Origin of the sequence: Faecalibacterium gallinarum, assembly GCF_022180365.1 — a bacterium.
Taxonomy (GTDB): Bacteria; Bacillota; Clostridia; order Oscillospirales; family Ruminococcaceae; genus Faecalibacterium; species Faecalibacterium gallinarum.
Window position 1 is genome coordinate 40,198 of record NZ_BQKV01000027.1, and the last position, 22,333, is coordinate 62,530.

Here is a 22,333-nt window from a genome sequence, read left to right on the forward strand (position 1 = left end):
GTGGTTTATTTGTCCATATAAGCCCTCTGCACATTTTTGCACAGATTTTGCACATCGAAATAGATGGATTGCGGATGCAAGAAATTCAATGGGTGCAAAATATGCAGAGGGGATAAAGACTAAAAATAACGTATAATCAAATAAAATTACATAGATGCGAACAAATGGGAATCGACAAATGTTGCCCGAGAAGTCCTTTTAATCAGAGGGCCTGGGATTCGAGTTCCCACGAGCGCACCAAAATCACGCGATAAATCGCAAGATTTATCGCGTGATTTTCTTTTTGCATACTCCATCCCAAAACAAAAGACTTGTACAAGCCGGGCGTTTTTCCCACCCGAGCCTGTACAAGTCCTGTACCGTCTGCCCGGGATCCTCTCTCCTTTGAAAGGGAAGCGCATCGAGCCACGGCTTTTAAATGTTTAAATATTTAGCACCAGGCCGTCAGAGCAGCGACCTGCTCGCCGCAGACTTTGCCATGATACTGGGTGCCAATGATGGCCGTACCGGAACCGGGGTAGTAGGGCCCAATCCAGCCGCCGGCATTCATGCCGCCCGCATACAGGCGGCTGATGGGCTGGCCGTTGACATCGAGCACCTGGCAGTTTGCGTTAATGCGCAGGCCCACGATACTGCCCAGATTGCAGGGCACATTCATCATCGCATAGAAGGGGCCGGTAATGGTGTTGAGGCCGGTGCGGCGGCCAAAGACCCGATCCTCACCGGTGGCGGAAACCATTTCATTCCAGCTGGCGACGCTGGCGGCCAAGTTGGCCGCATCGCAGTCCATGGCTGCGGCCAGCTCTTCCAGGGTGTCGGCAGACAGCAGGGTACCTGCGGCGACTGCATCCGCCACTGTTTCGGCCGTCCAAATGGCACCCGGATCGCTCAGAGCCTCCTGGCCAAAGACCATATAGGTCTTACCGCCCAACTGCTTTTCCTGCTGGAAGATCGCCCGGTACTGATAGGCATAGGTAGCGTCCTCACAGACAAAACGCTGGCCCGCCTTGTTGACGATGATACAGGGCATGGTGGGAATGGTATTGTTGGTGGCATTGCCGGTGGTACCGCAGAAGTCAATGGTGCCGCCCTGGCCATACAGATCCGCTCCGATCTCCATGCCCATCCGCAGGCCATCGCCAGTATTCCCTGCGACGCACATGCAGGTACCGTTCTCCAGCGCCCAGTACTGCTGGGGCGCCAGACGTTTGGCCATCTCCTTATTCTGATCCACCGAAGCAGCAGCCAGAATCACGCCCTTTTTGGCTTTTACCCGGATAACCTTCTCTTCCGTCTCTGCCTCCACACCGATGACCTCTCCGTTCTCGGTGATCAGACGGGTGGCGGCCGTGTTGGTCATGATGTTGACGCCCTTTTCTTTGCAGTAATTTGCCAGGGCACTCGTCAAAACGCCGCCCTGACCTGCGGCGCCGCCGCCTTCGTAGACGTGAATCCGGTCCGCTTCCAGCTCACGGGGAACCGTGGGGACATGGCAGTGACCGTAGACGCTGACCCACTTGATCTCGGGCAGTTCGGCCTCCCAGTCGATGATGGCCGGGGCGCCCTCTGCCAGTGCTTTGACCAATTCCTCGTCCACATAACCTTCGCCTTCGGCGATCCACTCGTTGGCATGGTTGGCGGGGGTGTCGCTGCCAAAAGAAGTCAGCTCCTTTTGATAGCTGGTACCGGCCGCCTGCATAACGCCGCCCGAGAACGTTGTGGTACCGCCGGTGATCCCGGCTTTTTCCAGGATAATGACAGACGCCCCTGCATCAACCGCCGCACGGCCTGCTGCCAGACCGGTACCGCCGCCGCCCACGATAACTGCATCGGCTTCATAATCCCAGGAAGTGGTTTCCGAAGTGGAGCTGGAGCTGGCAGTGGTGGAGCTGGCTGTGCTGCTGCAGGCGGCCAGAGTGCTGACCGCCGCCACACCGGCTGCCACGGCACTGCTATGCAGGAAGTTTCTTCTAGAGATCTTCTTCATAATCTTTCTCCTTTTCCATACATTGTGATTTCCAGGCAGGTGAAACGCGCGCGTTGCTGTCGACTATGTTAAAATAATATCGACTCCGACGCAAAAAGAAAAGGAACGACTATGCCGATCTGTTCCAAAGAAGAACGAATTGGCACACATGTTCCTTTTCCAACTCCAAATCGCTATTTTATTCGATATACCGGCGGATAAAATCCGGGGCCGCCATCTTGATCGCCATCAGAAGGGGAGCGGCTTCCTGCCGGCAGCCCTCCTGAACCCAGCGGACCGTCAGCTCCACCGATCCACTCACATACAGTTCCAACGCCACCCTCTGCTGATAGTCCAGCAGGATATCGTGCTGCTGCAGGATCGTCTCATAGGTTCGCATCGTCTCCTGATAAACGTATCCCCGCAGGTTGTTCACGTCCCGGGACGAGAAAGCATTGCGGTAAAACCGGGCGTGCGCCTCAAACACACCCCAGGTGCTGCGCGTTGCGGTGTCATAGTCCACGCCCTCGAACAAGCGGAACAAGGTCTGATCCAGCAGCTGCCCGTGAAGCCAGTTCACCACGTCGTATTTATCCCGGAAATGCCGGTAAAAACTGGTCACGCCGATCCCCGCCTGTGCAATCAGGTCCCGGGTGGAGATATCATCAATCGACTGCGTTTGCATCAGCTGGTACAGGGTCTGGGCCACAGCGTTTTTCAGGCCGTTGGCCCGGTTATGCACCAGCGGCAGAGGATTATTTTCCACGGCAAGAAACCTCCCTCTTCAGCATCACAATTAGATAATACGCCAAAACCGCGGAGAGCGCAAGGGATCGCAACCCAAAACGCCCCCGGCCCCACAGGCACAAATCCAGGGATTGATCCGGGAAAAGCAGCGATTTCAGCGGAGGGGAAACCAATTGACAAGCCCCTGAAAATTTGTTACTTTATATAGGAAAGTACGCCGACCAAGAGCACACCAAGCCAAAGCGCCGAATCCTCCGATTCGGCGCTTTTTCGGATTTGCGGCGGGGCATCCCCCGGCCGATCAAGCGAGTAAAAGGAGAATCGTTATGCAAAACCATCCTGTCCCCGGGGCTGAGCTGCCCTTTGAAGGGGCCCGGAATTTCCGTGAACTGGGGGGCTGGCCCGCCGCCGGGGGAAAAACCGTCCGCTGGGGGCTGTTCTACCGGGGCCCCAGCACCGCCGACCTCACCAGCACCGCCGACCGGGCCCTGCTGGACTCCCTGAATTTAAAGCTGATCCTGGATCTGCGCAGCACCAGCGAATCGCGAAAAGCCCCCGATCTGGTGCCGCAGGGGGCCGAACTGATCCAGCAGTGTGCCCTGTGCGCCAATGACGGACACGAGATTGGTTTTTCCCCCGAAGACATCGCCCTCCTGCGGCAGGCCATCCCCGCCGAGGCAGGGGAAGAGGGGTTTCTCCAGGGGATGTACCTGCAAATGCTCCAGGGCAACCGGGCCTATCGGATTTTGTTCCAGGCGCTGGAGGCAGGGCGGACGCCGCTGCTCTTCCACTGCACCGCGGGCAAAGACCGCACCGGTGTGGCCGCCATGCTGATCCTTTTGGCTCTGGGCACCCCCGACGAGGCCATCTGCACCGACTTCGCCCTGACCAACCACTACCGCCGGGCCGCCATCGAGGCCTATGTAGCCAGCCATGCCGCGGAGATCGCGGCAGACCCCGCCTGCGAGCGCTATTATCAGTGGACCGCCGGGGTCAACCCCGAGCTTGCTCCCTTTGTTTTGGACGCCATTCGCACCCGCTGGGGCAGCGCCGAAGCCTATCTGGAAGCGGAATATGGGCTGGATTCTGCCCGGCTGGAGCGGCTGCGCCAAATGTACACAGAATGACCCTGTCCTGTAAAAAAAGGTCTGGGTTTGGGGCCCTTGTACTTGACAATCGGCGTTTTGTACCTTAATATAAAAGGTAGTATGGATATAAGATGCTGTTTGCAGGGCATCGACGCACCATAAAGGACCCGGGCGGTTTTCCGCCCGTTTTTATAAGGATTGAACTATTCAATGATAGAAGCCGCGCAAGATTTCCGCACAGGGGATCCCTCTGGGTGTGTTTTGCTGTCTTTTTGTTTTGAGGCTCACTTTATATTGTTTATTGGACCCGCGTCCTGCCGCAGCATCCCAAAATTAGCGTATTCTTAATTTTGAGGAGAGTGAACACGATGACCCCAGTCATGACGATTGTGGTCGTGATCGTGGCCGCCGTTGTTGCGCTGGCTGCGGGCTTTTATTTGGGCGAAATGCACCGGAAAAAGACCGCCGAGGCACAGATCGGCAGCGCCGAAGCCGAGGCCGCACGCCTGGTGAATGAAGCGATCAAGACCGCCGAACAGAAACGCAAGGAAGCTGTCCTGGAAGCCAAAGACGAAGTCTTTAAGATGAAGGCCGAGGTGGACGCCCAGAAGGCCGAAGCCGACCGGGAGATCAAACAGCGCCGGGCCGAAATTTCCCGGCAGGAGAACCGCATCGACCAGAAGGAAACCGCCCTGGACCGCAAGACCGAGGCCCTGGAGCGCCGGGAAGAGGACCTGAAGGCCAAGATGGCCGAAGCCGAGGCCCATCTGGCCGAGGTGGACGAACTGCGGGCCAAGCAGATGGAGCGGCTGGAGATGCTGGCCGGTCTGAGCCAGGCCGACGCCCGGGAAGTGCTGCTCCACAAGGTGGATGAGGAACTGTCCCACGAGAAAGCCATCCGTGTGGCCGCTTATGAGACCAACCTGAAAGAGGATTGCGAGAACATCGCCCGCAACCTGATCGGCCAGGCGGTCAGCCGCTGCGCCGCCGACCATTCCAGCGAGACCACCGTCTCGGTGGTGCCTCTGCCCAACGACGAGATGAAGGGCCGGATCATCGGCCGCGAGGGCCGCAACATCCGCGCCCTGGAGACCGCCACCGGCGTGGACCTGATCATCGACGATACCCCGGAGGCCATCACCCTGTCCTCCTTCGACCAGACCCGCCGCGAAGTAGCCCGTATGACCCTGGAGCGTCTGATCGGTGACGGCCGGATCCACCCCGCCCGGATCGAGGAGACGGTGGAGAAGTGCCGCCACGACCTGGAACTCCAGATGAAGCGGGAAGGCGAGCGCGCCGTCATGGAGCTGGGCATCCACGGCCTGCACCCCGACCTGGTCAAGCTGATCGGCCGGCTCAAGTACCGCACCAGCTTTGGCCAGAACGCCCTGACCCACAGCATGGAGGTGGCCTGGCTGGCCGGCCTGCTGGCAGGGGAGATGGGCCTGAACGTCACCATGGCCCGCCGCGCCGGTCTGCTGCATGACATCGGCAAGGCTCTGGACCACGAGATCGAGGGCAGCCACGTTCAGATCGGCGTGGACATCTGCCGCAAGTACAAGGAGAACAGCCAGGTGATCCACGCCATCGAGGCCCACCACGGCGACGTGGAGCCCAAGACCCCCCTGGCCTTTGTGGTGCAGGCGGCCGACGCCATCAGCGCCGCCCGCCCCGGCGCCCGCCGCGAGAACGTGGAGAGCTACGTCAAGCGTCTGGAGAACCTGGAGGAGATCTCTTCCAGCTTCGAGGGCGTGGAACAGGCGTTTGCCGTCCAGGCTGGCCGCGAGGTTCGGATCATGGTCAAGCCCGACGTCATCGGGGACGATCAGGTTATTCTGCTGGCCCGCACCATCGCCAAGAAGATCGAGGACACCCTCGACTACCCCGGCCAGATCAAGGTCAACGTCATCCGCGAGAGCCGCGCGGTGGAATACGCGAAATAATCCCGGCTCACCCCACAGAACTTTCTGCCGTCCCGGCCTTTTGCCGGGGCGGCTTTTTTGCTGGGATCGAGCGTAGAGGTGTATAATTTTCGGTCCGAATTTTGGTCAATTCGTTTCTTGTGCCGGGGGTGGATTTTCGTTAAAATAATACCATGGGGATGGTATGTCCCTGTGATTTTGTTGACAGGAGTGGATGGACCCATGATGAACACGGTTAAACTTCCCACCAAAAACAGCCGCCTGTTTCTCCGGGTGGCAAAAGGGCATTTTGCCACCAGTCACAGTCATATCAACTACTACATCGACGTGACCACCCAGAAGACCCGCCTGTCCGAGGCGCAGGAGGTGGCGCGGGAGCTGGTCTCCGCCTACCGCCTGAGCACCATCGTGGACACCATCCTCTGTCTGGACGGCACCCAGGTGATCGGCAGCTGCCTGGCCAGCGAGCTGACCCGGGACGGCTTTATGAACATGAACGCCCACCAGACCATTTATGTCATCACCCCCGAGTACACCACCGGCAGCCAGATCATCCTGCGGGACAACATCGTCCCCATGGTGCGGGGCAAACACGTCCTGATCCTGGCGGCCTCCATCACCACCGGCTTCACCGCCCAGGCGGCTGTGGAAGCGGTGGAATATTACGGCGGCCAGGTCGCCGGGCTATCGGCCATCTTCGCCACCACCCACGATTTTATGGGCCATCAGGTGATCTCCATCTTTGACCCCAACAACCTGCCCGACTACGCCAGCTATGAGTCCCGCGACTGCCCCCTGTGCAAGGCGGGCCAGCACATCGACGCACTGGTCAACAGCTTTGGTTATTCGGTGCTGTAACGCCTCCGAGCGGCAGGCCGTATCTTTGTATCATCAGCCGCAGGCCGCCTGGCGCTTTTCCGGGCGCTGCGGCTGTTTCTGTTCCGGGTTCCCTCCTTGCCCGGGCAGAACGCAAAAACCCCTGCACGGGGCCGGACCGGCCTCTGTGCAGGGGGTGTTTTTTTGCTGGATCAGGATTCCGCTTTCTCCGGAGCGGCCGAGGCCGAGCGGATGAAGGGGTCCCGGAAATAGACATAGAGCAGCTGGGCGCACATAAAGCACCAGATGATGGGCTCACAGAGGATGACCGCCATGTACTCGAACCGGGGGATAAAGAAGAGCACAAACAGGATCTTGCCCACGAATTCGATGCCGCTGGAAATCAGGGGCAGCACCTTCTGGCCCAGGCTCTGGAGGGCGTAGCGGGTAGCCAGCAGGATGCCCAGCACCGAGTAGAAGGGGGCGTTCCAGATCAGGTAGGCCGCGCCGTTGTCCAGCACCACCGGCTCGCTGGAACCGGATACCAGACCCACCAGCCAGCGGGCGCTCACCAGCATGAGCAGGCTCATAACCACGGCGGTGCCGATGCAGAACAGGAAGGTCTGGCGCATCCCCTGCCGGACCCGCTGGGGCTGGCTGGCGCCCCGATTCTGGGAGACAAAAGTAGCCGCCGCCATGGAGATGGCCATGACCGGCATATCCGTCAGGGCAAAGAGTTTGCGGGCTGCCGTGTGCCCCGCGATGACCAGGGTGCCCAGGCCGTTGATGCCGTATTGCAGGATCACCGAGCCCGCCGAGACGATGCTGCTCATCAGACCCATGGAGAGGCCCTGGCCCACCAGTTCCTTCACCAGGCCCCGGTCATAGGCGAAGTGTTCCCGCCGGGGGACCAGGATCTCGGTCTTTTTCAGGATATAGAGGATGCAGAGAACCACCGACACCGCCTGCGCGATGACGGTGGCCACCGCTGCGCCCGCCACCCCCATATTGAACCGGGTGATGAAGAGGATATCCAAGCCCACGTTCAGGCAGGAGGAAAAGACCAGAAAGACTAGAGGCATCACGCTGTTGCCGATGGCCCGCAGCAGGGCCGCGCAGAGGTTATAGGCGAACATCACCAGCACAAAGAGGGCGATGACCGAGATATAGCTGTAAGCATCCTCCAGAATTTCGGTGGGGGTGTCCAGCAGCACCAGCAGGGGATGGAGGAAGAGCATTCCCACCGCGGTAATAATCAGGGAGGCCACAATGCCGATGATCATGGACCAGGCCACCGACTGGCGGACCCTCTTGTAATCCTCGGCGCCGAAGGCCCGGGCGGTGACGATGGCCAGGCCGTTGCCGATGCCCAGGCCGAAGCCCACCAGCAGCTCGTAGATGGAGCCGCAGGCGCCCACAGCGGCCAGGGCGCTGTCTCCCAGCACGTTGCCCACGATCATGGTGTCGGCGGCGTTGTAGAGCTGCTGGAAGAGGTTGGAGATAAAAATAGGCACCGCAAACCAGAGCAGATTGCGGAAAATCGGCCCGTGGATCAGGTCCACGTCCATCCCCCGGGCCGGGCGTTTTTTGATTGCTTCCATAGATTCCCCTCGTATCATTTGCTCCCGGCCGCACAAAACGCACGGCCCCCGAAAAAGGGGCCGTGCGTTTGGCCGGTTTGTGGTTTTGGTTTAGAGCGGCTGGGTCTCAAAGCCCTTGCCGGTGAGCACCTCGACGCTCTCGAAGCCGACGGAGCGCAGCAGCTTGGCCGCGTCCTCATAGCCGAAGGTCAGGCTGTCGGTGGAATGGGCGTCGGCGGTAATGATCACCTTGCCGCCCATCTTGTGCCACTCTTCCAGCATCCAGGCGCTGGGGTAGAAGTCGCTCCGGTAGCCCCGAAAGACGCCGCCGGTGTTGACCTCCAGCAGGCAGTCGGCCTCACGGGCGGCCTTGAGAGCTGCCAGAGCCGCCGCCTTGTAGCGGGGCGAGTTCTCGTCGAAATAAGCCCCGGTGCAGTTCAGCTTTTTGATCAGGTCGATGTGGCCCAGAATGTCCGGTTTGCGGGCTGCCACCTCAGCCACCGAGGCAAAATAAGCCTCGGCCATGGCCAGGCCGTCGCCGCCGAAATCGTCGTCCATGCAGTCCTTGAGGTCCTGGGGGCGGAAGTCGATCTCGTAGTACCGGCCGGTCTTGGGGCCCCGCAGATAGTGGACACTGCCGATCCAGTAATCGTAGCCGGTGAGCTTGTCGTCCGAGAACTGGTCCCACTCGATGCCGCAGAGGATATCCACCTTGCCCTTATACTCCAGTTTGAGCTTGGCAATGGTGGCCTTGTACTGGGCGGTGCGCTGGGGGGTCATGCAGTATTCCCGGTCGCAGGGGGTGTGGCTGTGGCCGGTAAAGCCCAGCGTGGTCAGCCCCTGGGCGCAGGCGGCCGAGGCCATATCCTGTAAGGTGTTTTTGCCGTCACACAGCGTCGAGTGGCAATGGACGCTGGATTTCATGAAGTCTGCCATAGCGCGTTTCTCACTGCATCCTTTCCTGTTTGACCTTGTGGTCGATGACGTGGCGTTTTTCGAGCTCGCGGGTGATGTCCTCCACCGTGATGCCCGCCTGGACCATCAGCACCAGAACGTGGTAGGCAAGGTCGCTGATCTCATAGACCGTCTCGGCCTTGTCTTCCTTCTCGCCTGCGATGATGACCTCGGTGCACTCCTCGCCGACCTTTTTGAGGATTTTCTCTTTCCCTTTTTCAAACAGATAGGTGGTGTAGCTGCCGGCCTGGGGGTTTGTCTTGCGGCCCTTGATCAGCTCATAGAGGGTCTGCCAGCTGAACTGCTTGAGCTCGTCGCTGACGTATACCGGGTTGAAAAAGCAGCTCTCGGCCCCGGTGTGACAGGCCGGGCCGGATTTGACTACTTCCACCACCAGGGCGTCGGCGTCGCAGTCGGCGGTGATGGACACCACCCGCTGAACGTTGCCGCTGGTTTCGCCCTTCCGCCAGAGTTCCTGACGGCTCCGGCTCCAGAACACCGTCCGCCCCTCGGCAATGGTCAGCGCCAGGGACTCGGCGTTCATATACGCGAGGGTCAGCACCTCTTTGGTATAGTGATCCTGCACAATAGCGGGGATCAAGCCCTTGTCGTCAAATTTCAGTTCCATAGTACAACACTCCTACCCTAAAAAAGGGGATACTCACAGTTTATCGTATTCCCGCCCCGGATGCAAGGGGTCACAGACGCATTTCCACACCATTTTTGTTGAGATACTCTTTCAGCTCCCGGATGCCCAGCAATTTCTGGTGGAAAATCCCCGCCGCCAGGCCCGCGTCGATGCCCTTATGACCGAACAGCTCGAGGAAATCCTCCTTTTTTCCTGCGCCGCCGCTGGCGATGATGGGCACGTTGACCCGGGCGGCCACTGCGTCCAGCATTTCCAGATCAAAGCCGCCCCGCACCCCGTCGGTGTCGATGCTGTTCAGGCAGATTTCCCCCGCGCCGTTTTCCACACACTGGGCGATCCAGTCCAGGGCATCCCGGCCGGTGTTCTCCCGGCCGCCCTTGGCAAAGACGCAGAACCTGCCGTCCACCCGCTTGACGTCCGCCGAGAGGACCACGCACTGGTTGCCATACCGCTGGGCCGCCGCGGAGATCAGGGCCGGGTTTTTCAGAGCGCCCGAGTTCACCGAGACTTTATCGGCCCCGCACTTGAGCACCCGGTCGAAATCCTCCAAAGTATTGATGCCGCCCCCCACCGTCAGGGGGATGAAAATTTCGCTGGCCACCCGGGTCAGGATATCGGTGAAGAGGGCCCGGCCCTCGAAGCTGGCGGTGATGTCATAGAACACCAGCTCATCCGCCCCGGCGGCGTTGTACATCCGGGCCATCTCCACCGGGTCGGCTACGTCCTTGATCCCCTCAAAGTTGACCCCCTTGACCACCCGGCCGTCCCGAACGTCCAGGCAGGGGATGATGCGTTTTGTAATCACAGGCGTTTCTCCCTTGTTGTTTTCTCAGTCCTGCACCAGCTGGACACACCGGGCCAGATCCAAGGCCCCGGTGTAGAGGCTCTTGCCCAGGATAGCCGCGCCGATGCCCAGTTCCTTGAGCCGGACCAGCTCCTCCTCGTAGGTGATGCCGCCGCTGGCGGTGATGGTCAGCCCCGGCAGGGCCCGGGCCAGCTGGCCGTAGAGGTCGAGATTGGTGCCCTGCATGGCGCCGTCCCGGGAAATATCGGTGTAGATCACCGCCCGGCAGCCCACGTCCGCCAGCCGCCGGCAGAAATCCACGCCCTTTTCCTTACTCAATTCCTTCCACCCGTGGATGGCCACATAGCCGTCCCGGGCGTCCACCCCCACAGCCAGTTTGTCGCCGTATTCTTTCAGCATCTGGGCGGTGAAGTCGAAGTCGGTCACCGCCACGCTGCCCAGGATGCAGCGGCCCACCCCCAAAGAGAGGTATTCCTCGATCCGCTCCTGGGTGCGGATGCCGCCGCCCACCTCAATGTACAGCCCGCCCTGGCGGGCCAGCGCCTCGATCACGTCCCGGTTGGCCAGAGTGCCGTCCTTGGCGCCGTCCAGGTCCACCACATGGAGGTTTTTGGCCCCGGCGGCCTGGAAGGCCCGGGCCTGGGCGCAGGGATCGGCCCCGTAGACCGTCATCCGGTCGTAGTCCCCCTGGGTCAGCCGGACCACCTGGCCGCCCCGCAGGTCAATGGCTGGAAAAAGCTGCATCGAATCGCTCCTTTTCTGTACGCTGGGTAAAACAAAAATCAAAATTTACAGTTCGGCGAAGGCCTTGAGGATGCGCAGGCCGGTGTCGCCGCTCTTTTCCGGGTGGAACTGGGTGCCATAGACCCGGCCCGCCCGCACCACCCCGGTGACCGGGATGGAGTAGTCGCTCACCGCCAGGGTGCTGGCGGCGCAGTTTTTGCCATAAAAGCTGTGGACGTAGTAGACATATTCCCCCTCCCGGATGTACCGGAACAGGGGGTCATCCCGCAGGATGTGGAGGGCGTTCCATCCGATCTGGGGCACCTTGAGGGTTTTGTCCTTAAGGTCCTCCACTAAAGGGCAAACCTCGCCCGGCACAAAGCCGAGCCCTGAGTGTTCGCCGTATTCATAGCTCTTTTCAAAGAGGAGCTGCATCCCGAGACAGATGCCCAGCAGGGGTTTTTCCGCCGCCTGCTGGCGGATCACCGGCACCAGGCCGGTGGCGGTGAGTTTTTCCATGGCATCCCCAAAGGCCCCCACCCCCGGCAGAATCAGCCGGTCGGCGGCCCGGATCACCGCCGGGTCGGCGGTCACCTGGGCGTCCAGGCCCAGGGTCTTGAGGCTGGAACGGAGGCTGAACAGGTTGCCCACCCCGTAATCGATGATCGCAATCATACCAGCAGTCCTTTCGTGGAGGGGATCTCGTCCTTGTGGGCGGGGTCGATGGCCACCGCCGCCGCCAAGGCCCGGCCTGCGCCCTTAAAGCAGGCTTCCAGGATGTGGTGGGTGTTCTCCCCGGCGAACTGGACAAAGTGGACGGTGGCCGGGACGCTGCGGACAAAGCCCAGCCAGAACTCCTTGGCGCACTCCACGTCGAAATCCCCGACTTTCTCGGTGGGGCAGTTCACCTGCCAGCCCAGGGTGCACCGGCCGGAGAGGTCCACCGCGCAGAGGATCAGGGCCTCATCCATGGGCAGGTGAAAACTGCCGTACCGCTGAATGCCCCGCATCTGGCCCAGGGCCTTGCTGAAGGCCTGGCCCAGGGCGATGCCCACGTCCTCGGTGGTGTGATGGTAGTCCACCTCCACATCCCCGTGGCAGGTGAGTACCAGGTCAAACCGTCCGTGCCGGGCGAACAGTTCCAGCATATGGTTCAAAAAACCGCAGCCGGTGTCGATCTGGTAGCGGCCCGCGCCGTCTAGGTTCAGGGTCAGCTCGATCTGGGTCTCGGCGGTGTTCCGCTCAATGGTCACTTCCCGCATGGTTCATCCCTCCAAAATTTCGTCCAGCGCCTTGATGAGCGCTTCCATCTGTGCCTGGGTTCCAATGGTGATCCGCAGATAATCGGCGATTCGGGGCGAATCAAAGTGGCGGACCAGAATCCCCTTTTCTTTCAATGCCCGGTAGAGGGCCCCGCCCTCCATCCGGTCCGTCCGGGCAAAGAGGAAATTAGAGCGGCTGTCGGTGAGGCTAAAGCCCCGGTTGGCCAGCTCTTTTGCCGTCCAGGCCCGGGTGTCCATGATTTTCTGCCGGGTGGCGTCGAAATAGGCGGTATCTTTCAGGGCGGCCTCGCCTGCTTTCAGGGTCAGCCGGTTGATGTTGTAGGGGTTGAGACTGAATTTCACCCGGTTCAGGTCGGCGATCAGGGCGGCGTTGCCCATGGCCAGGCCCAGCCGGGCTCCCGCCAGCTGGCGGGACTTGGAGAAGGTCTGGACCACCAGCAGATTGTCGTACTGGTGGATCAGGGGCACACAGCTCTCGCCCCCGAAATCCACATAGGCCTCGTCCACAATCACCACATTGTCGGGGTTTGACTTGAGGATCCCCTCGATGGCCGACCGGGGCAGGGCCAGGCCGGTGGGGGCGTTGGGGTTGGCGATGACGATGGTCTCATTCAGGCCGTAGTATTTTGTGGGGTCGATGGAGAAATCCGCTTCTAGCGGCAGAATATGGCTGGGGATGTGCATGAGATTGCACCAGACCGAATAGCAGCCATAGGTCACATCGGCGTAGGCCAGGGGGTGCTGCTCGTCGCAGAAGGCCCGCAGGGCAAAGAACAAATTCTCGTCGCTGCCGTTGCCGGGCATAATCTCGTCGGGGGAAAGGCCGTGGTATTCCGCCGCCGCGGCCAGCAGCTGGGCGCAGGCCGGGTCGGAGTAGAGCCGCAGCTTCTCCACCTCGGCGGCATTCACCGCCGCCACCACCGCCGGGCTGGGGGGATAGGGGCTCTCGTTGGTGTTCAGCTTGATGTACTGCTGGTCCTGGGGCTGCTCGCCCGGAGTGTAGGGCGAAAGCCCCGCCAGGGTGGGGGTGAGATAACGGCTCATGACGCGTCCTTTCTGTCTGGATTATCCAGGCCGTAGATTTTATAGAGGCTTAATACGTTTTGGAATTGCAATTTATCCCCCATCATCTGGCGGTAGGTGGCGCTTTTTTCCCGGCCCTGGGCTTTCAGCTGGGCCATCCGGGCCACGGCCTCGTCGTACCGCTGCTGGACAAACTGCTGCATGGCCTCATAGGCGGCCAGTTTCTCGGCGGGGGTCATTCTTCGTACCGGATGGTCACGCTGCGGGCGTGGGCGTGGAGGCCCTCCCGCTCGGCGAAATCCGCAATCCGCTCCTGTACCTTGCCCAGAGCCTCCCGGGTGTAATAGATAAAGCTGGACTTTTTGACGAAGTCATCCACTCCCAGGGGGCTGGAGAAGCGGGCCGTGCCGCTGGTGGGCAGGGTGTGGTTGGGCCCGGCGAAATAGTCGCCCAGAGCCTCGGGGACGTTCCGCCCCAGGAAGATGCTGCCCGCGTTCTTGATCTCGTTCAGAACGGCGAAGGGGTCGTCCACACAGACTTCCAGGTGTTCGGGGGCGATGATGTTGCAGGCTTCGATGGCCTTGCGCAGGTCGTCACAGACGATGATCTTGCCGTTATCGTCCACACTGGCCCGGGCGATGGCGGCCCGGGGCAGCTGGGGAATCTGAACTTCCAGCTCAGCCTGGACGGCCTCGGCCAGTTCGGCGCTGTCGGTGACCAGAACCGGGCTGGCCAGCTTGTCGTGCTCGGCCTGGCTCAGCAGGTCGGCGGCCACCCAGGCGGGGTTGCACTTGCCGTCGGCCAGCACTAGAATTTCGCTGGGCCCGGCGATCATGTCGATGCCCACCTTGCCGTAGACCTTCCGCTTGGCGGTGGCCACATAGATGTTGCCGGGGCCGACGATCTTATCCACAGCGGGGACGCTCTCGGTGCCGTAGGCGAGAGCCGCCACAGCCTGGGCGCCGCCGGTCTTGAAGATTTTGGTCACCCCCGCGGTGGCGGCGGCGGCCAGAATCACCGGGCTGACCTTGCCATCCTTGCCGGCGGGGGTGGTCATGACGATCTCTTTCACCCCGGCCACCTTGGCGGGGATCACATCCATCAGGACGGTGGAGGGGTAAGCCGCAGTGCCGCCGGGCACATAGACGCCCGCCTTTTCGATAGGGGTATATTTCTGGCCCAGGATCACTCCGTCCTGTTCGTTCATCACAAAGTTTTTGTGGACCTGCTGGCGGTGGAAGGCCTCGATGTTGGCCGCCGCCATCCGCAGGGTCTCGAGGAAATCGGGGTCGGTGGCGGCAAAGGCCGCGTCGATCTCCTCCTGGGTGACCTGGAGGGTGTCAATTTCTGCGCCGTCGAACTTGAGGGCGTACTCTTTCAGGGCCGCATCCCCCCGGGCCCGGACGTCGGCGATGATGGCGTCCACCACATCTTCCACGTTCTTTTCGGCCCGCAGGTCCCGGTTGAGGATCTGCTCGGGGGAAAGGGCATCAAAGTCATAAATCCGAATCATTGTTTCTCCTCCTGCTCTGCAAGGCTGGCCCGAAGTTTGGCCAGCATGGCCTCGATCTCGGGGTGTTTGAAGGAATAGCTAGCTTTGTTGGCGATGAACCGGGCCGAGATGGGCATGAACTCGGTGACCACTTTCAGGCCGTTCTCCCGCAGGGTGGTGCCCGTCTCCACAATATCCACGATTACATCCGACAAGCCCAGAATGGGGGCCAGCTCGATGGAGCCGTTCAGCTTGATGATCTCAATGTCCCGGCCCAGGGAAGCGTAATAGGCTTTGGCGATGTTGACAAACTTGGTAGCCACCCGCACCGGGCGGCTGGGGTCGTCCTGGTAGTCCGCCGGGGCAGCCACGCACATCCGGCAGCGGCCAAGACCCGTGTCCAGCAGCTCGTAAACGTCGGCCCCCGCCTCGTTGAGGATGTCTTTGCCCACAATGCCCACGTCCGCCGCGCCGTGTTCCACATAGATGGCCACGTCGCTGGGTTTGACTAGGAAGTAGCGAATCCCGGCGGCGGGGTTTTCCACCACCAGTTTCCGGGTGGCGTTGTAATCCTCGGGGCAGCCGTAGCCCACCCCGGCCAGGAGGTTATAGACTTTGTCGCCCAAGCGGCCCTTGGGCAGGGCGATGTTGATAAAACTGCTGCCGCTCTTTCGCTCCACCGGCGGGGTGGGGGCCCCCAGGCGGTCTAGCTCATCGAGATAGACCGCAAAGCCGATGGCCCCGGCCCCGGGGGTGAACTTTTGGGCCAGCAGGTCATAGCGGCCGCCTTTCAGCAGGGGGCGGGGCAGGCCTTTCAGATAACCCCGGAAGATCAGACCGTTGTAGTATTCCATCTCCCCCGCCAGGGTCAGGTCCAGCCGGACGGCGCCCTTGTAGCCCGCCAGCACCTCTTCCAGGGCCCGCAGCTCGGCCACCGCGGCCCGCATGGCATCGCTGCGGCAGAACTCCTCAGCCCGGCGGAGGGTCTCCGCATAGCCCCCCGAGAGGGCCAGCAGGGCACTCAGGGCAAAGGCTCCGGCTTCGCCCAAACCAGCGGCCAGGGCGGCGGCCCGCAGTTCGTGGGCGTTCCGGGCCCGGAGCTTTTCCAACAGCCGGGGCCGGGCGGAAGAGGGAACCCCCAGAGCATCCAGCAGGCCGAAGAGATAGCCCATGTGGCCGATCTCCAGCACCCAGCCCGATTCCAGGGTTTCCAGGGAGCGGGCAGCCAGCTCCATAACCTGCCGCATCCCGGCCTCGTCCACTGCGCCGATGTACTCCAGCCCCATCTGGGCGATCTCCTTGAAGGTATGGCTCTCGGCCGAGGGGCGGTAGACGTTCTCGCTGTAATAATATTTCAGGGTCTGGCCCTTTTCGGGCTGGGCCGTCTTGGCGATGGAGAGGGTCACGTCCGGCTTGAGGGCCAGCAGGCGGCCGTCCAGGTCGGTGAAGGTGATGACCTGCTCCGAAGGGAGGAAACTCCGGTTCTCCTGGTAGAGGCCGTATTCCTCGAACCGGCCCATGTGGTATTTACGGCAGCCGGCGGCCTCATAGAGGGCCCGCAGGCCGAAGGAGGCCCGCTCTTTGGGCTGCAAAATCGAAAGATCAAACTCCATAGTGGTATCCCTTTTCTCTCGAATAAGCTGTGCGCCCACCCCCGGCAGGGGTGCGGCGAGGTTTATACCAACTATTATACTTTACCTTGATAAAGTTGTAAAGTGATAAAGTTACAACTTTCTAATTGTATTATACTGCTTTTCCGGGCGTTTTGCATAGAGAAAACGAGCGGCACAGAAAAATCCGCGCCGCTCTTTTTATGAGATATTCACAATTCGAACTGGATGCTCTGGGTTTTCCCTTCCATTTGAAGGGAGAAGACCAGCTCCACCTCGTCGAAAGACGCCAGAACCGGAAAGCCAAGAACCCCTTCTTTGACCTCGCCCGCCGGGATGGCCTGGCCCAAAAGGCCAAAGGGCAGAATCTGCGCGGGGCTGCCGTCCGCCCTGGCGCTGACGGTCAGCACCCCGTCGCCGGTGGAATCCGAGAGGGTAATTTCCCGGCCCAGTTCGTTCTGCAGCTTTAAGGACAGCACCGGCCGGTGGTCCATCCCCACCGAGAAGCCTGCGACGGTCACGGTCAGGCTCTGCCCCTCCGACACAGTCAGTGTCTTGGTCTGGGGCTCAAATTCCTCCGGGTCTGTGGGTTCTTCCGGGGGCGGCTGGCTGGCGGAACCGCATCCCGCCAGAACAGCAGCCGCAGCAACGGCCACACCCCAGAGAAAGCTCCGCCTTGTGATTTGCTGCATCCTCCTGCCCCCTTTAGTCGGCGCCCCGCAGGGCAGAGCCCTCGGCATTGTTCGCCATTATTCGACCTATTTTGACAGGTTTATGGTAATATAAAATCCTTTCTGCGTCAAGAAAAAACCGTCTGACGCAAAAAAGAGGCGGCACAGCCTCTCGCTGTGCCGCCTCTTGGGGGATCGGATGGCGTAATATACTCAGCCCTTGCAGCCCTGTTCCTCCCAATCGCCGAAATCTTCCTGTGCGGCGATCTGGGTGGGATCAAACTTGCCGTTTTCGTCCTTGGGGGCCACGGCAGGGCCAGCCTCCACCGGGTTCACGTTGGCTTCCTCAGCGGGGGCGGCAGCCTTTTTGCTGCGGGACTTCTTGGCCGGGGCCTTTTGGGGTTCCGGCTGGGCGGGAGCCTCGGGGGCCTCCTCAGCAGGGGCCTCTTCCTTAACCTCTGGGGCGGCAGTCTCTGTCTCGGCGGCGGGCTCTTCTTCCTTCACGGCAGCTTCGGCCTGGGCAGCCTCAGCTTGTGCTGCGGCAGCGGTGGCCTCGGCGTAGGCTGCAGCCGTCTCGGCGGCAACCGCGGGATCGTCCTCGGCGTTTTCGGGCTCTTCGGGGAACTCGGTCTCAAAGACCTCGATGGGGTCGTCCTTTTCCAGCAGTTTGGACACTGCAACGACGGCAGCGCCCACGGCGGCCACGGCCACCGCCGCGCCCAGAATACGGAATAAACCAGTCATCTGCATAGCCTCCTGTTTGTTGATTTAAGAGAAGGTGACTACATCGCTCAGGGGTTTCTGGCCCGGCTCCACCGACAGGGCGGTGAGGACGGGGCCTTTGCCCCGATAGATGTTGTGGAACTTATAATTGACCTTGGCGGTCACCACCACCCAGGCCCTCTGTTCCAGGGCCTTGTAGCCGTCGTACACGCAGGGGAACCCAACAAACTGGATATCCTGCACACAGCAGGTCATGGCGAACCGGCCCGGCACAAAGCTGTTTTTGCCCGCCCGGCTGGTCTGGCAAACCTGGGCCAGGAACTTAACCGTCTTGCCGGTGTACTTTTCGGGCTCGTCCTGGCAGTCCATATACCAGATGCCGAAATCGTCGTCCCCGATCTCGATGACCGGAGCATTGAGGTCGAAGGGCAGGGGATCGGGGATATCGTCGTAGGCTACGCTGCCGTCGGCGAACTCGTAGGCGATATCGCACTTGCGGGAGGCCTGGCGCACCAGCTTGTGCAGCTCGGTGCGGGCGGCGTCGTTGTTGACGGCCTCAGCCCGGTTAAAGACGATCAGCTCGCTGCGGGCGATCTTGTCCAGCAGCAGGCTGCGCATAGCGTTGTCCCGGGCGTAGGTCAGGGCGGTGGTGCCGTCGGCGGTGGCGATGCACTGGTAGACAATCCAGTTCTGGGGCAGGGCCTCGGCCAGCTCCTGGAGCAGCCACATGCCGTTGTACTCGATGACCACCCGGCCCGCGCCGGATTCCCGCTCCAGCCGCTCCAGGTTCTGGGGGTTGAGCTCGGCTTTATCCTCGATGGTCACCACCGTAGTGCCGGGGAAGGCGAACTTCTTGGGCTCGTACTCCACCTCGCCCTCCTCGCAGATCAGGAGCAGGGTGTTGTCGCCCGAGTCAAAATTGGGGTCCTCAAAGGTTTCCTGGATAAAGGTGGTCTTGCCGCTCTCGAGGAAGCCCACAAACAGGTAAACCGGAATTTCTTTTGCCATACTGCGGAATCTCCTTTGCCGGGCTTAGCAGCCAAAGAGGGCCGCGATGGCTTTCTCGTCCATCTTGGAGCCGATGACCACCAGCTTGCCGCCCACGTCGGCCCCGCGGGAGCGAACCTCCCACTCGCCGGGCACGTAGTCGAACTCCAGCCAGCCCTCGGCGCCGCCGTCCACGATGCCCTTGGAACGGAGGATCATGCCGTACTTGCCGCTGTCCAGCTCGGTCAGAGCAGCCTCGATGTCGGCCTTGGAGAACTTGCGGGCCGTCTCCACGCCCCAGCTGGTGAACACCTCGTCGGCGTCGTGGTCGTGGTGATGATGTCCGCAGCTGCACACGCCATTCTCGTCGTAATGGTGGTGGTGCTCCTCTTCCTCGTGGTGGTGATGGCAGCAGTGGCCCTCGTGGTCATGCTCCTCCTCATCGTGGTGATGGTGGCAGCAGTGGCCCTCGTGGTCATGCTCCTCCTCATCGTGATGATGGTGGCAGCAGTGGCCCTCGTGGTCATGCTCCTCCTCATCGTGGTGATGGTGGCAACAATGGCCCTCGTGGTCGTGCTCTTCCTCGTCGTGATGATGGTGCTCGGCATTGGCCTGGGCAGCCAGAGCCAGCAGCTCGGCCACAAAGTCGTGCTTCTGGGACATGGCGGACAGGATCTGTGCGCCGGTCAGCTGCTCCCAAGGGGTGGTGACGATGGTGGCGGTGGGGTTCTTCTCCCGCAGGAGAGCCACTGCGGCGGCCACCTTGTCCTCGCTGGCGGTCTGGGTACGGCTGAGCAGGATGCAGCTGGCGTGGCTGATCTGATCGTCGTAGAACTCGCCGAAGTTCTTCATATACATCTTGACCTTGTTGACGTCGGCCACCGTCACAAAGCTGGACAGTTCCACGTCCAGGGTCTCGGCCACGCCTTCCACGGCGCGGGTGACGTCGGACAGCTTGCCCACGCCGGAGGGCTCGATGAGGATGCGGTCGGGGTGATACTCGGCCACAACCTTCTTGAGGGCCTCGCGGAAGTCGCCCACCAGGGAGCAGCAGATGCAGCCGGCGTTCAGCTCGTTGATCTGGATGCCGGACTCCTGCAAAAAGCCGCCGTCAATGCCGATCTCGCCGAACTCGTTCTCAATCAGCACCACTTTCTGGCCGCCGAAGGATTCCTGAATCAGCTTCTTGATGAGCGTGGTCTTGCCAGCGCCCAGAAAGCCGGAAAAAATATCAATTTTTGTCATACTGGATAGCCTCGTTTTCTGATTCCCAGGGCGGGCGTCTGGCGCCCGCCGATACTTTTGTACATCTATTATTATAACAAGGCTGTCAATGGCCGAACCAGTCTTTTCCCGGAAAAATCTGTAACTTTTTTATGGCCTGTTCAGAGGCCCAGCCGGGTTTCCAGCTCCTGGGCGGCGGCCCGGGTCTCGTCGGGGGTTTCGGCATTGAACCAGTAGGTGCCGGTTTCGGTCTCCACCCGGAGGAAAGGCGGCTGGGTGGGGTCCAGATTCAGCTGGCAGGAGCCGTCCCCCTCCACCGAGAAGGTGCCCTGCAAATAGGTTTCCATCCCTACGCCGAAGGTCCGGTAGGCCGAGGGCAGGGTGTCCCGCAGTTCCACGCTGGCGATCTCATCCAGGGGCAGGGCGTATTTGGATTTTTCGCCCAGAGAGGCGACAAAATAAGGGTCGCTAACCGTCAGGCCCAGAGGCTTATTGTACATCCCGCCCAGGATGGGCCCGATGAAGACGCAGCCCACCAGCACCAGGGCGCTCAGAACCCCCAGAATCATCCCCACCGGGCGGCCCAGATTCATGGTGGTGCCGATGCCCACCCGCTTGGCCACCATCAGGCGCCGGTCGGAGGGGTCATAGTAAAAGATGCCCCAGATCCAGCGGTCGTCCTCGTCGGCGATGATTTCCACCCCGCTGGTCAGCCGCTCCTGGGCCCGGCGGGTACCCAGCTCAGTCCAGAGGCAGACTCCGATCAAAAAGAAATTGAAGCCCACGATCATCAAAAACATCAGCCATTCCACCGGCCAGAGCATATTGATCCCGATCAGGCAGTTGAGGGCGGCAATGGCCCAGAGGTTGACGATCCAGCAGCGATCCCAATAGAGCCGCCGCACCCGCAAAAGGGTCTGGTTGAGGGCGGTGTCCCCGCTGACCATGTCGGCCCGGCGGCGGAACATCCACCGCCCGCAGGCCCAGATGATCAGCAGGCAGGCGGTATCACACAGGCAGAGGAAAAAGAGGCTCCACCGCAGCCCCGCATCCTCGAAGAAGAAAAGCAGCAGCAACGGCAGCAGGCAGACCACCAGGGCCGCCGCCAGCATCCGGTTGTCGATGGGCCGGGGCAGGGAAGCCGCGTCCGCCTTGGTGTCCACAATCCGGCGGACGGTGCCCGCCGCCTGCCAGCCGCGCTGCTTTTTCAGGGCCTTGAGAGCCCGGTTTGCCAGAATATGGGGGAGCATGGGCAGGCAGATGGCCGCTACCATCCAAACCATCCATCCCGTCAGGCCGGCGATCTCTCCGTCGATGAAAAAGACCGGCACTGCCGCTGCGGCGCAGACCAGGCAGAACAGAGCCAGATGACGCTTGAACCGGGCCACAATCCCCTCCACCTCGGGCAGGGTCTGACCCTCGGGGGGCAGAGTCACCCCCAGGATCATCCCCTTTTTGGGTTTGGCCTCGTTCCGCTCCATAACATAAATCATAATCAGAATGGGCAAAAGACAGATTGCCATGATAATCGACATCATCATCGTTATCCCTCCGTTTCGTGGTAGAGCGAGCCGCACAGGGCTTCAAACTCCGCCCGGCTCAGGCCCGCGAGCTTGGCCTCCCCGGCCAGCATCCGCAGCCGGACCATCTGGTCCTCGTCCAGCCCGGCGGGGGCGGAGGGCCGGCAGACCACCGCCCCGCTCCGCCGGTCGGTGACCAGATACCCCTCCGACTTGAGCAGCTGGTAGGCTTTGCTCACCGTCATGTTGTTGACCCCGGCGTCCTCCGCCAGGGTGCGGATGGCGGGCAGCCTCTCCCCCGGGAGCAGCCGCCCCTCAGCCACCGCCAGCACCACCTGGTCCCGGATCTGCTTGTAGATGGGCACCGGGCTCTGAAAATCCAGCTCAAACAGCATGGTTTCGCCTCCCTTGGTATGTATTCTTTGTATTACTTAGTATAATACACACAATACATATTGTCAAGTCGAAACACCCGGGGCGGGGTAATTGCAATCTCTGCGCCGGAATGCTACAATAGAGAGGATGCAAACCACCGCCGCCGGGCGTTTTT

General features: G+C 61.1%; 22 protein-coding genes. 3 read left to right on the plus strand and 19 right to left on the minus strand.

All coding sequences use genetic code 11. The features are described from left to right. Positions 1 to 430 precede the first annotated feature (430 nt). Together JCM17207_RS04080 and JCM17207_RS04085 are read right to left on the minus strand one after the other, a co-directional pair. Complete coding sequence (locus JCM17207_RS04080) at positions 431 to 1,987, minus strand: FAD-dependent oxidoreductase (protein WP_238316386.1); 1,557 nt, start codon at positions 1,985 to 1,987, stop codon at positions 431 to 433. Positions 1,988 to 2,165: 178 nt separating this feature from the next. After that, positions 2,166 to 2,732: a TetR/AcrR family transcriptional regulator gene (locus JCM17207_RS04085; protein WP_238316387.1), complete on the minus strand. Its 567-nt coding sequence runs from the start codon at positions 2,730 to 2,732 to the stop codon at positions 2,166 to 2,168. Between the two features lie 307 nt (positions 2,733 to 3,039). Between JCM17207_RS04085 and JCM17207_RS04090 the strand changes: the two genes are divergently transcribed. The 3 genes from JCM17207_RS04090 to JCM17207_RS04100 all read left to right on the plus strand — a co-directional run bounded on the left by JCM17207_RS04090 (position 3,040) and on the right by JCM17207_RS04100 (position 6,581). Then, entirely contained in the window at positions 3,040 to 3,840 is an 801-nt protein-coding gene (locus tag JCM17207_RS04090) for a tyrosine-protein phosphatase (RefSeq protein WP_238316388.1), read from the plus strand. A 329-nt stretch (positions 3,841 to 4,169) separates the two neighbouring features. Further along, positions 4,170 to 5,744, plus strand: a complete 1,575-nt coding sequence (gene rny, locus JCM17207_RS04095; protein ID WP_238316389.1) for a ribonuclease Y — start codon at positions 4,170 to 4,172, stop codon at positions 5,742 to 5,744. A gap of 201 nt (positions 5,745 to 5,945) precedes the next feature. Continuing rightward, positions 5,946 to 6,581 carry a type I phosphoribosyltransferase gene (locus JCM17207_RS04100; protein ID WP_238316390.1) on the plus strand — a complete coding sequence of 212 codons (636 nt, stop codon included), beginning with the start codon at positions 5,946 to 5,948 and terminating at the stop codon, positions 6,579 to 6,581. A 170-nt stretch (positions 6,582 to 6,751) separates the two neighbouring features. On the opposite strand, the gene JCM17207_RS04105 is transcribed toward JCM17207_RS04100, so the two are convergent. The 17 genes from JCM17207_RS04105 to JCM17207_RS04185 all read right to left on the minus strand — a co-directional run bounded on the left by JCM17207_RS04105 (position 6,752) and on the right by JCM17207_RS04185 (position 22,178). Next, positions 6,752 to 8,140, minus strand: coding sequence for an MATE family efflux transporter (locus tag JCM17207_RS04105; protein WP_238316391.1), 1,389 nt, complete (start codon positions 8,138 to 8,140; stop codon positions 6,752 to 6,754). Between the two features lie 90 nt (positions 8,141 to 8,230). Then, on the minus strand, positions 8,231 to 9,055 hold the full coding sequence (locus JCM17207_RS04110) for a histidinol-phosphatase HisJ family protein (RefSeq protein WP_238316392.1): 825 nt from the start codon (positions 9,053 to 9,055) through the stop codon (positions 8,231 to 8,233). 10 nt (positions 9,056 to 9,065) lie between these two features. Further along, positions 9,066 to 9,701 (minus strand): bifunctional phosphoribosyl-AMP cyclohydrolase/phosphoribosyl-ATP diphosphatase HisIE, encoded by a 636-nt coding sequence (gene hisIE / locus JCM17207_RS04115; protein WP_238316393.1) that lies wholly within the window; start codon positions 9,699 to 9,701, stop codon positions 9,066 to 9,068. A gap of 70 nt (positions 9,702 to 9,771) precedes the next feature. Then, complete coding sequence (gene hisF, locus JCM17207_RS04120) at positions 9,772 to 10,527, minus strand: imidazole glycerol phosphate synthase subunit HisF (protein WP_238316394.1); 756 nt, start codon at positions 10,525 to 10,527, stop codon at positions 9,772 to 9,774. 24 nt (positions 10,528 to 10,551) lie between these two features. Then, on the minus strand, positions 10,552 to 11,271 hold the full coding sequence (hisA, locus tag JCM17207_RS04125; RefSeq protein WP_238316395.1) for a 1-(5-phosphoribosyl)-5-[(5-phosphoribosylamino)methylideneamino]imidazole-4-carboxamide isomerase: 720 nt from the start codon (positions 11,269 to 11,271) through the stop codon (positions 10,552 to 10,554). Between the two features lie 45 nt (positions 11,272 to 11,316). After that, the gene (hisH, locus tag JCM17207_RS04130) at positions 11,317 to 11,925 is read right to left on the minus strand and encodes an imidazole glycerol phosphate synthase subunit HisH (RefSeq protein WP_238316396.1); all 609 of its coding nucleotides are present in this window, start codon (positions 11,923 to 11,925) and stop codon (positions 11,317 to 11,319) included. After that, a complete protein-coding gene (hisB, locus tag JCM17207_RS04135) occupies positions 11,922 to 12,512 on the minus strand; it encodes an imidazoleglycerol-phosphate dehydratase HisB (RefSeq protein ID WP_238316397.1) in 591 nt (196 codons plus the stop codon). Before hisB ends, hisH begins: the two co-directional genes overlap by 4 nt. 3 nt (positions 12,513 to 12,515) lie before the next feature. Then, positions 12,516 to 13,577 (minus strand): histidinol-phosphate transaminase, encoded by a 1,062-nt coding sequence (gene hisC / locus JCM17207_RS04140; protein ID WP_238316398.1) that lies wholly within the window; start codon positions 13,575 to 13,577, stop codon positions 12,516 to 12,518. Continuing rightward, the gene (locus JCM17207_RS04145; RefSeq protein ID WP_238316399.1) at positions 13,574 to 13,795 is read right to left on the minus strand and encodes a hypothetical protein; all 222 of its coding nucleotides are present in this window, start codon (positions 13,793 to 13,795) and stop codon (positions 13,574 to 13,576) included. The genes hisC and JCM17207_RS04145 overlap by 4 nt, the downstream gene beginning before the upstream one ends. Further along, a complete protein-coding gene (gene hisD / locus JCM17207_RS04150) occupies positions 13,792 to 15,069 on the minus strand; it encodes a histidinol dehydrogenase (protein ID WP_238316400.1) in 1,278 nt (425 codons plus the stop codon). Before hisD ends, JCM17207_RS04145 begins: the two co-directional genes overlap by 4 nt. Next, a complete protein-coding gene (hisG, locus tag JCM17207_RS04155; protein ID WP_238316401.1) occupies positions 15,066 to 16,661 on the minus strand; it encodes an ATP phosphoribosyltransferase in 1,596 nt (531 codons plus the stop codon). The genes hisD and hisG overlap by 4 nt, the downstream gene beginning before the upstream one ends. 209 nt (positions 16,662 to 16,870) lie before the next feature. Beyond that, on the minus strand, positions 16,871 to 17,350 hold the full coding sequence (locus JCM17207_RS04160) for a twin-arginine translocation signal domain-containing protein (RefSeq protein ID WP_238316402.1): 480 nt from the start codon (positions 17,348 to 17,350) through the stop codon (positions 16,871 to 16,873). A gap of 192 nt (positions 17,351 to 17,542) precedes the next feature. Further along, positions 17,543 to 18,073 carry a hypothetical protein gene (locus JCM17207_RS04165; RefSeq protein ID WP_238316403.1) on the minus strand — a complete coding sequence of 177 codons (531 nt, stop codon included), beginning with the start codon at positions 18,071 to 18,073 and terminating at the stop codon, positions 17,543 to 17,545. A 24-nt stretch (positions 18,074 to 18,097) separates the two neighbouring features. After that, positions 18,098 to 19,060 carry a TIGR03943 family putative permease subunit gene (locus JCM17207_RS04170; protein ID WP_238316404.1) on the minus strand — a complete coding sequence of 321 codons (963 nt, stop codon included), beginning with the start codon at positions 19,058 to 19,060 and terminating at the stop codon, positions 18,098 to 18,100. Between the two features lie 24 nt (positions 19,061 to 19,084). After that, positions 19,085 to 20,284, minus strand: a complete 1,200-nt coding sequence (locus JCM17207_RS04175; RefSeq protein ID WP_238316405.1) for a CobW family GTP-binding protein — start codon at positions 20,282 to 20,284, stop codon at positions 19,085 to 19,087. Positions 20,285 to 20,424: 140 nt separating this feature from the next. Then, entirely contained in the window at positions 20,425 to 21,804 is a 1,380-nt protein-coding gene (locus JCM17207_RS04180) for a DUF5808 domain-containing protein (RefSeq protein ID WP_238316406.1), read from the minus strand. A gap of 2 nt (positions 21,805 to 21,806) precedes the next feature. Next, positions 21,807 to 22,178 carry a GntR family transcriptional regulator gene (locus JCM17207_RS04185; protein WP_238316407.1) on the minus strand — a complete coding sequence of 124 codons (372 nt, stop codon included), beginning with the start codon at positions 22,176 to 22,178 and terminating at the stop codon, positions 21,807 to 21,809. Positions 22,179 to 22,333 lie beyond the last annotated feature (155 nt).

Coding starts and splice junctions, on each gene's coding strand:
- JCM17207_RS04080 (WP_238316386.1), bottom strand. CDS start 1,987: ATGAAGAAGATCTCTAGAAGAAACTTCCTGCATAGCAGTGCCGTGGCA.
- JCM17207_RS04090 (WP_238316388.1), top strand. CDS start 3,040: ATGCAAAACCATCCTGTCCCCGGGGCTGAGCTGCCCTTTGAAGGGGCC.
- rny (WP_238316389.1), top strand. CDS start 4,170: ATGACCCCAGTCATGACGATTGTGGTCGTGATCGTGGCCGCCGTTGTT.
- JCM17207_RS04100 (WP_238316390.1), top strand. CDS start 5,946: ATGATGAACACGGTTAAACTTCCCACCAAAAACAGCCGCCTGTTTCTC.
- JCM17207_RS04105 (WP_238316391.1), bottom strand. CDS start 8,140: ATGGAAGCAATCAAAAAACGCCCGGCCCGGGGGATGGACGTGGACCTG.
- JCM17207_RS04110 (WP_238316392.1), bottom strand. CDS start 9,055: ATGGCAGACTTCATGAAATCCAGCGTCCATTGCCACTCGACGCTGTGT.
- hisIE (WP_238316393.1), bottom strand. CDS start 9,701: ATGGAACTGAAATTTGACGACAAGGGCTTGATCCCCGCTATTGTGCAG.
- hisA (WP_238316395.1), bottom strand. CDS start 11,271: ATGCAGCTTTTTCCAGCCATTGACCTGCGGGGCGGCCAGGTGGTCCGG.
- hisH (WP_238316396.1), bottom strand. CDS start 11,925: ATGATTGCGATCATCGATTACGGGGTGGGCAACCTGTTCAGCCTCCGT.
- hisB (WP_238316397.1), bottom strand. CDS start 12,512: ATGCGGGAAGTGACCATTGAGCGGAACACCGCCGAGACCCAGATCGAG.
- hisC (WP_238316398.1), bottom strand. CDS start 13,577: ATGAGCCGTTATCTCACCCCCACCCTGGCGGGGCTTTCGCCCTACACT.
- JCM17207_RS04145 (WP_238316399.1), bottom strand. CDS start 13,795: ATGACCCCCGCCGAGAAACTGGCCGCCTATGAGGCCATGCAGCAGTTT.
- hisD (WP_238316400.1), bottom strand. CDS start 15,069: ATGATTCGGATTTATGACTTTGATGCCCTTTCCCCCGAGCAGATCCTC.
- hisG (WP_238316401.1), bottom strand. CDS start 16,661: ATGGAGTTTGATCTTTCGATTTTGCAGCCCAAAGAGCGGGCCTCCTTC.
- JCM17207_RS04160 (WP_238316402.1), bottom strand. CDS start 17,350: ATGCAGCAAATCACAAGGCGGAGCTTTCTCTGGGGTGTGGCCGTTGCT.
- JCM17207_RS04165 (WP_238316403.1), bottom strand. CDS start 18,073: ATGACTGGTTTATTCCGTATTCTGGGCGCGGCGGTGGCCGTGGCCGCC.
- JCM17207_RS04170 (WP_238316404.1), bottom strand. CDS start 19,060: ATGGCAAAAGAAATTCCGGTTTACCTGTTTGTGGGCTTCCTCGAGAGC.
- JCM17207_RS04175 (WP_238316405.1), bottom strand. CDS start 20,284: ATGACAAAAATTGATATTTTTTCCGGCTTTCTGGGCGCTGGCAAGACC.
- JCM17207_RS04180 (WP_238316406.1), bottom strand. CDS start 21,804: ATGATGATGTCGATTATCATGGCAATCTGTCTTTTGCCCATTCTGATT.
- JCM17207_RS04185 (WP_238316407.1), bottom strand. CDS start 22,178: ATGCTGTTTGAGCTGGATTTTCAGAGCCCGGTGCCCATCTACAAGCAG.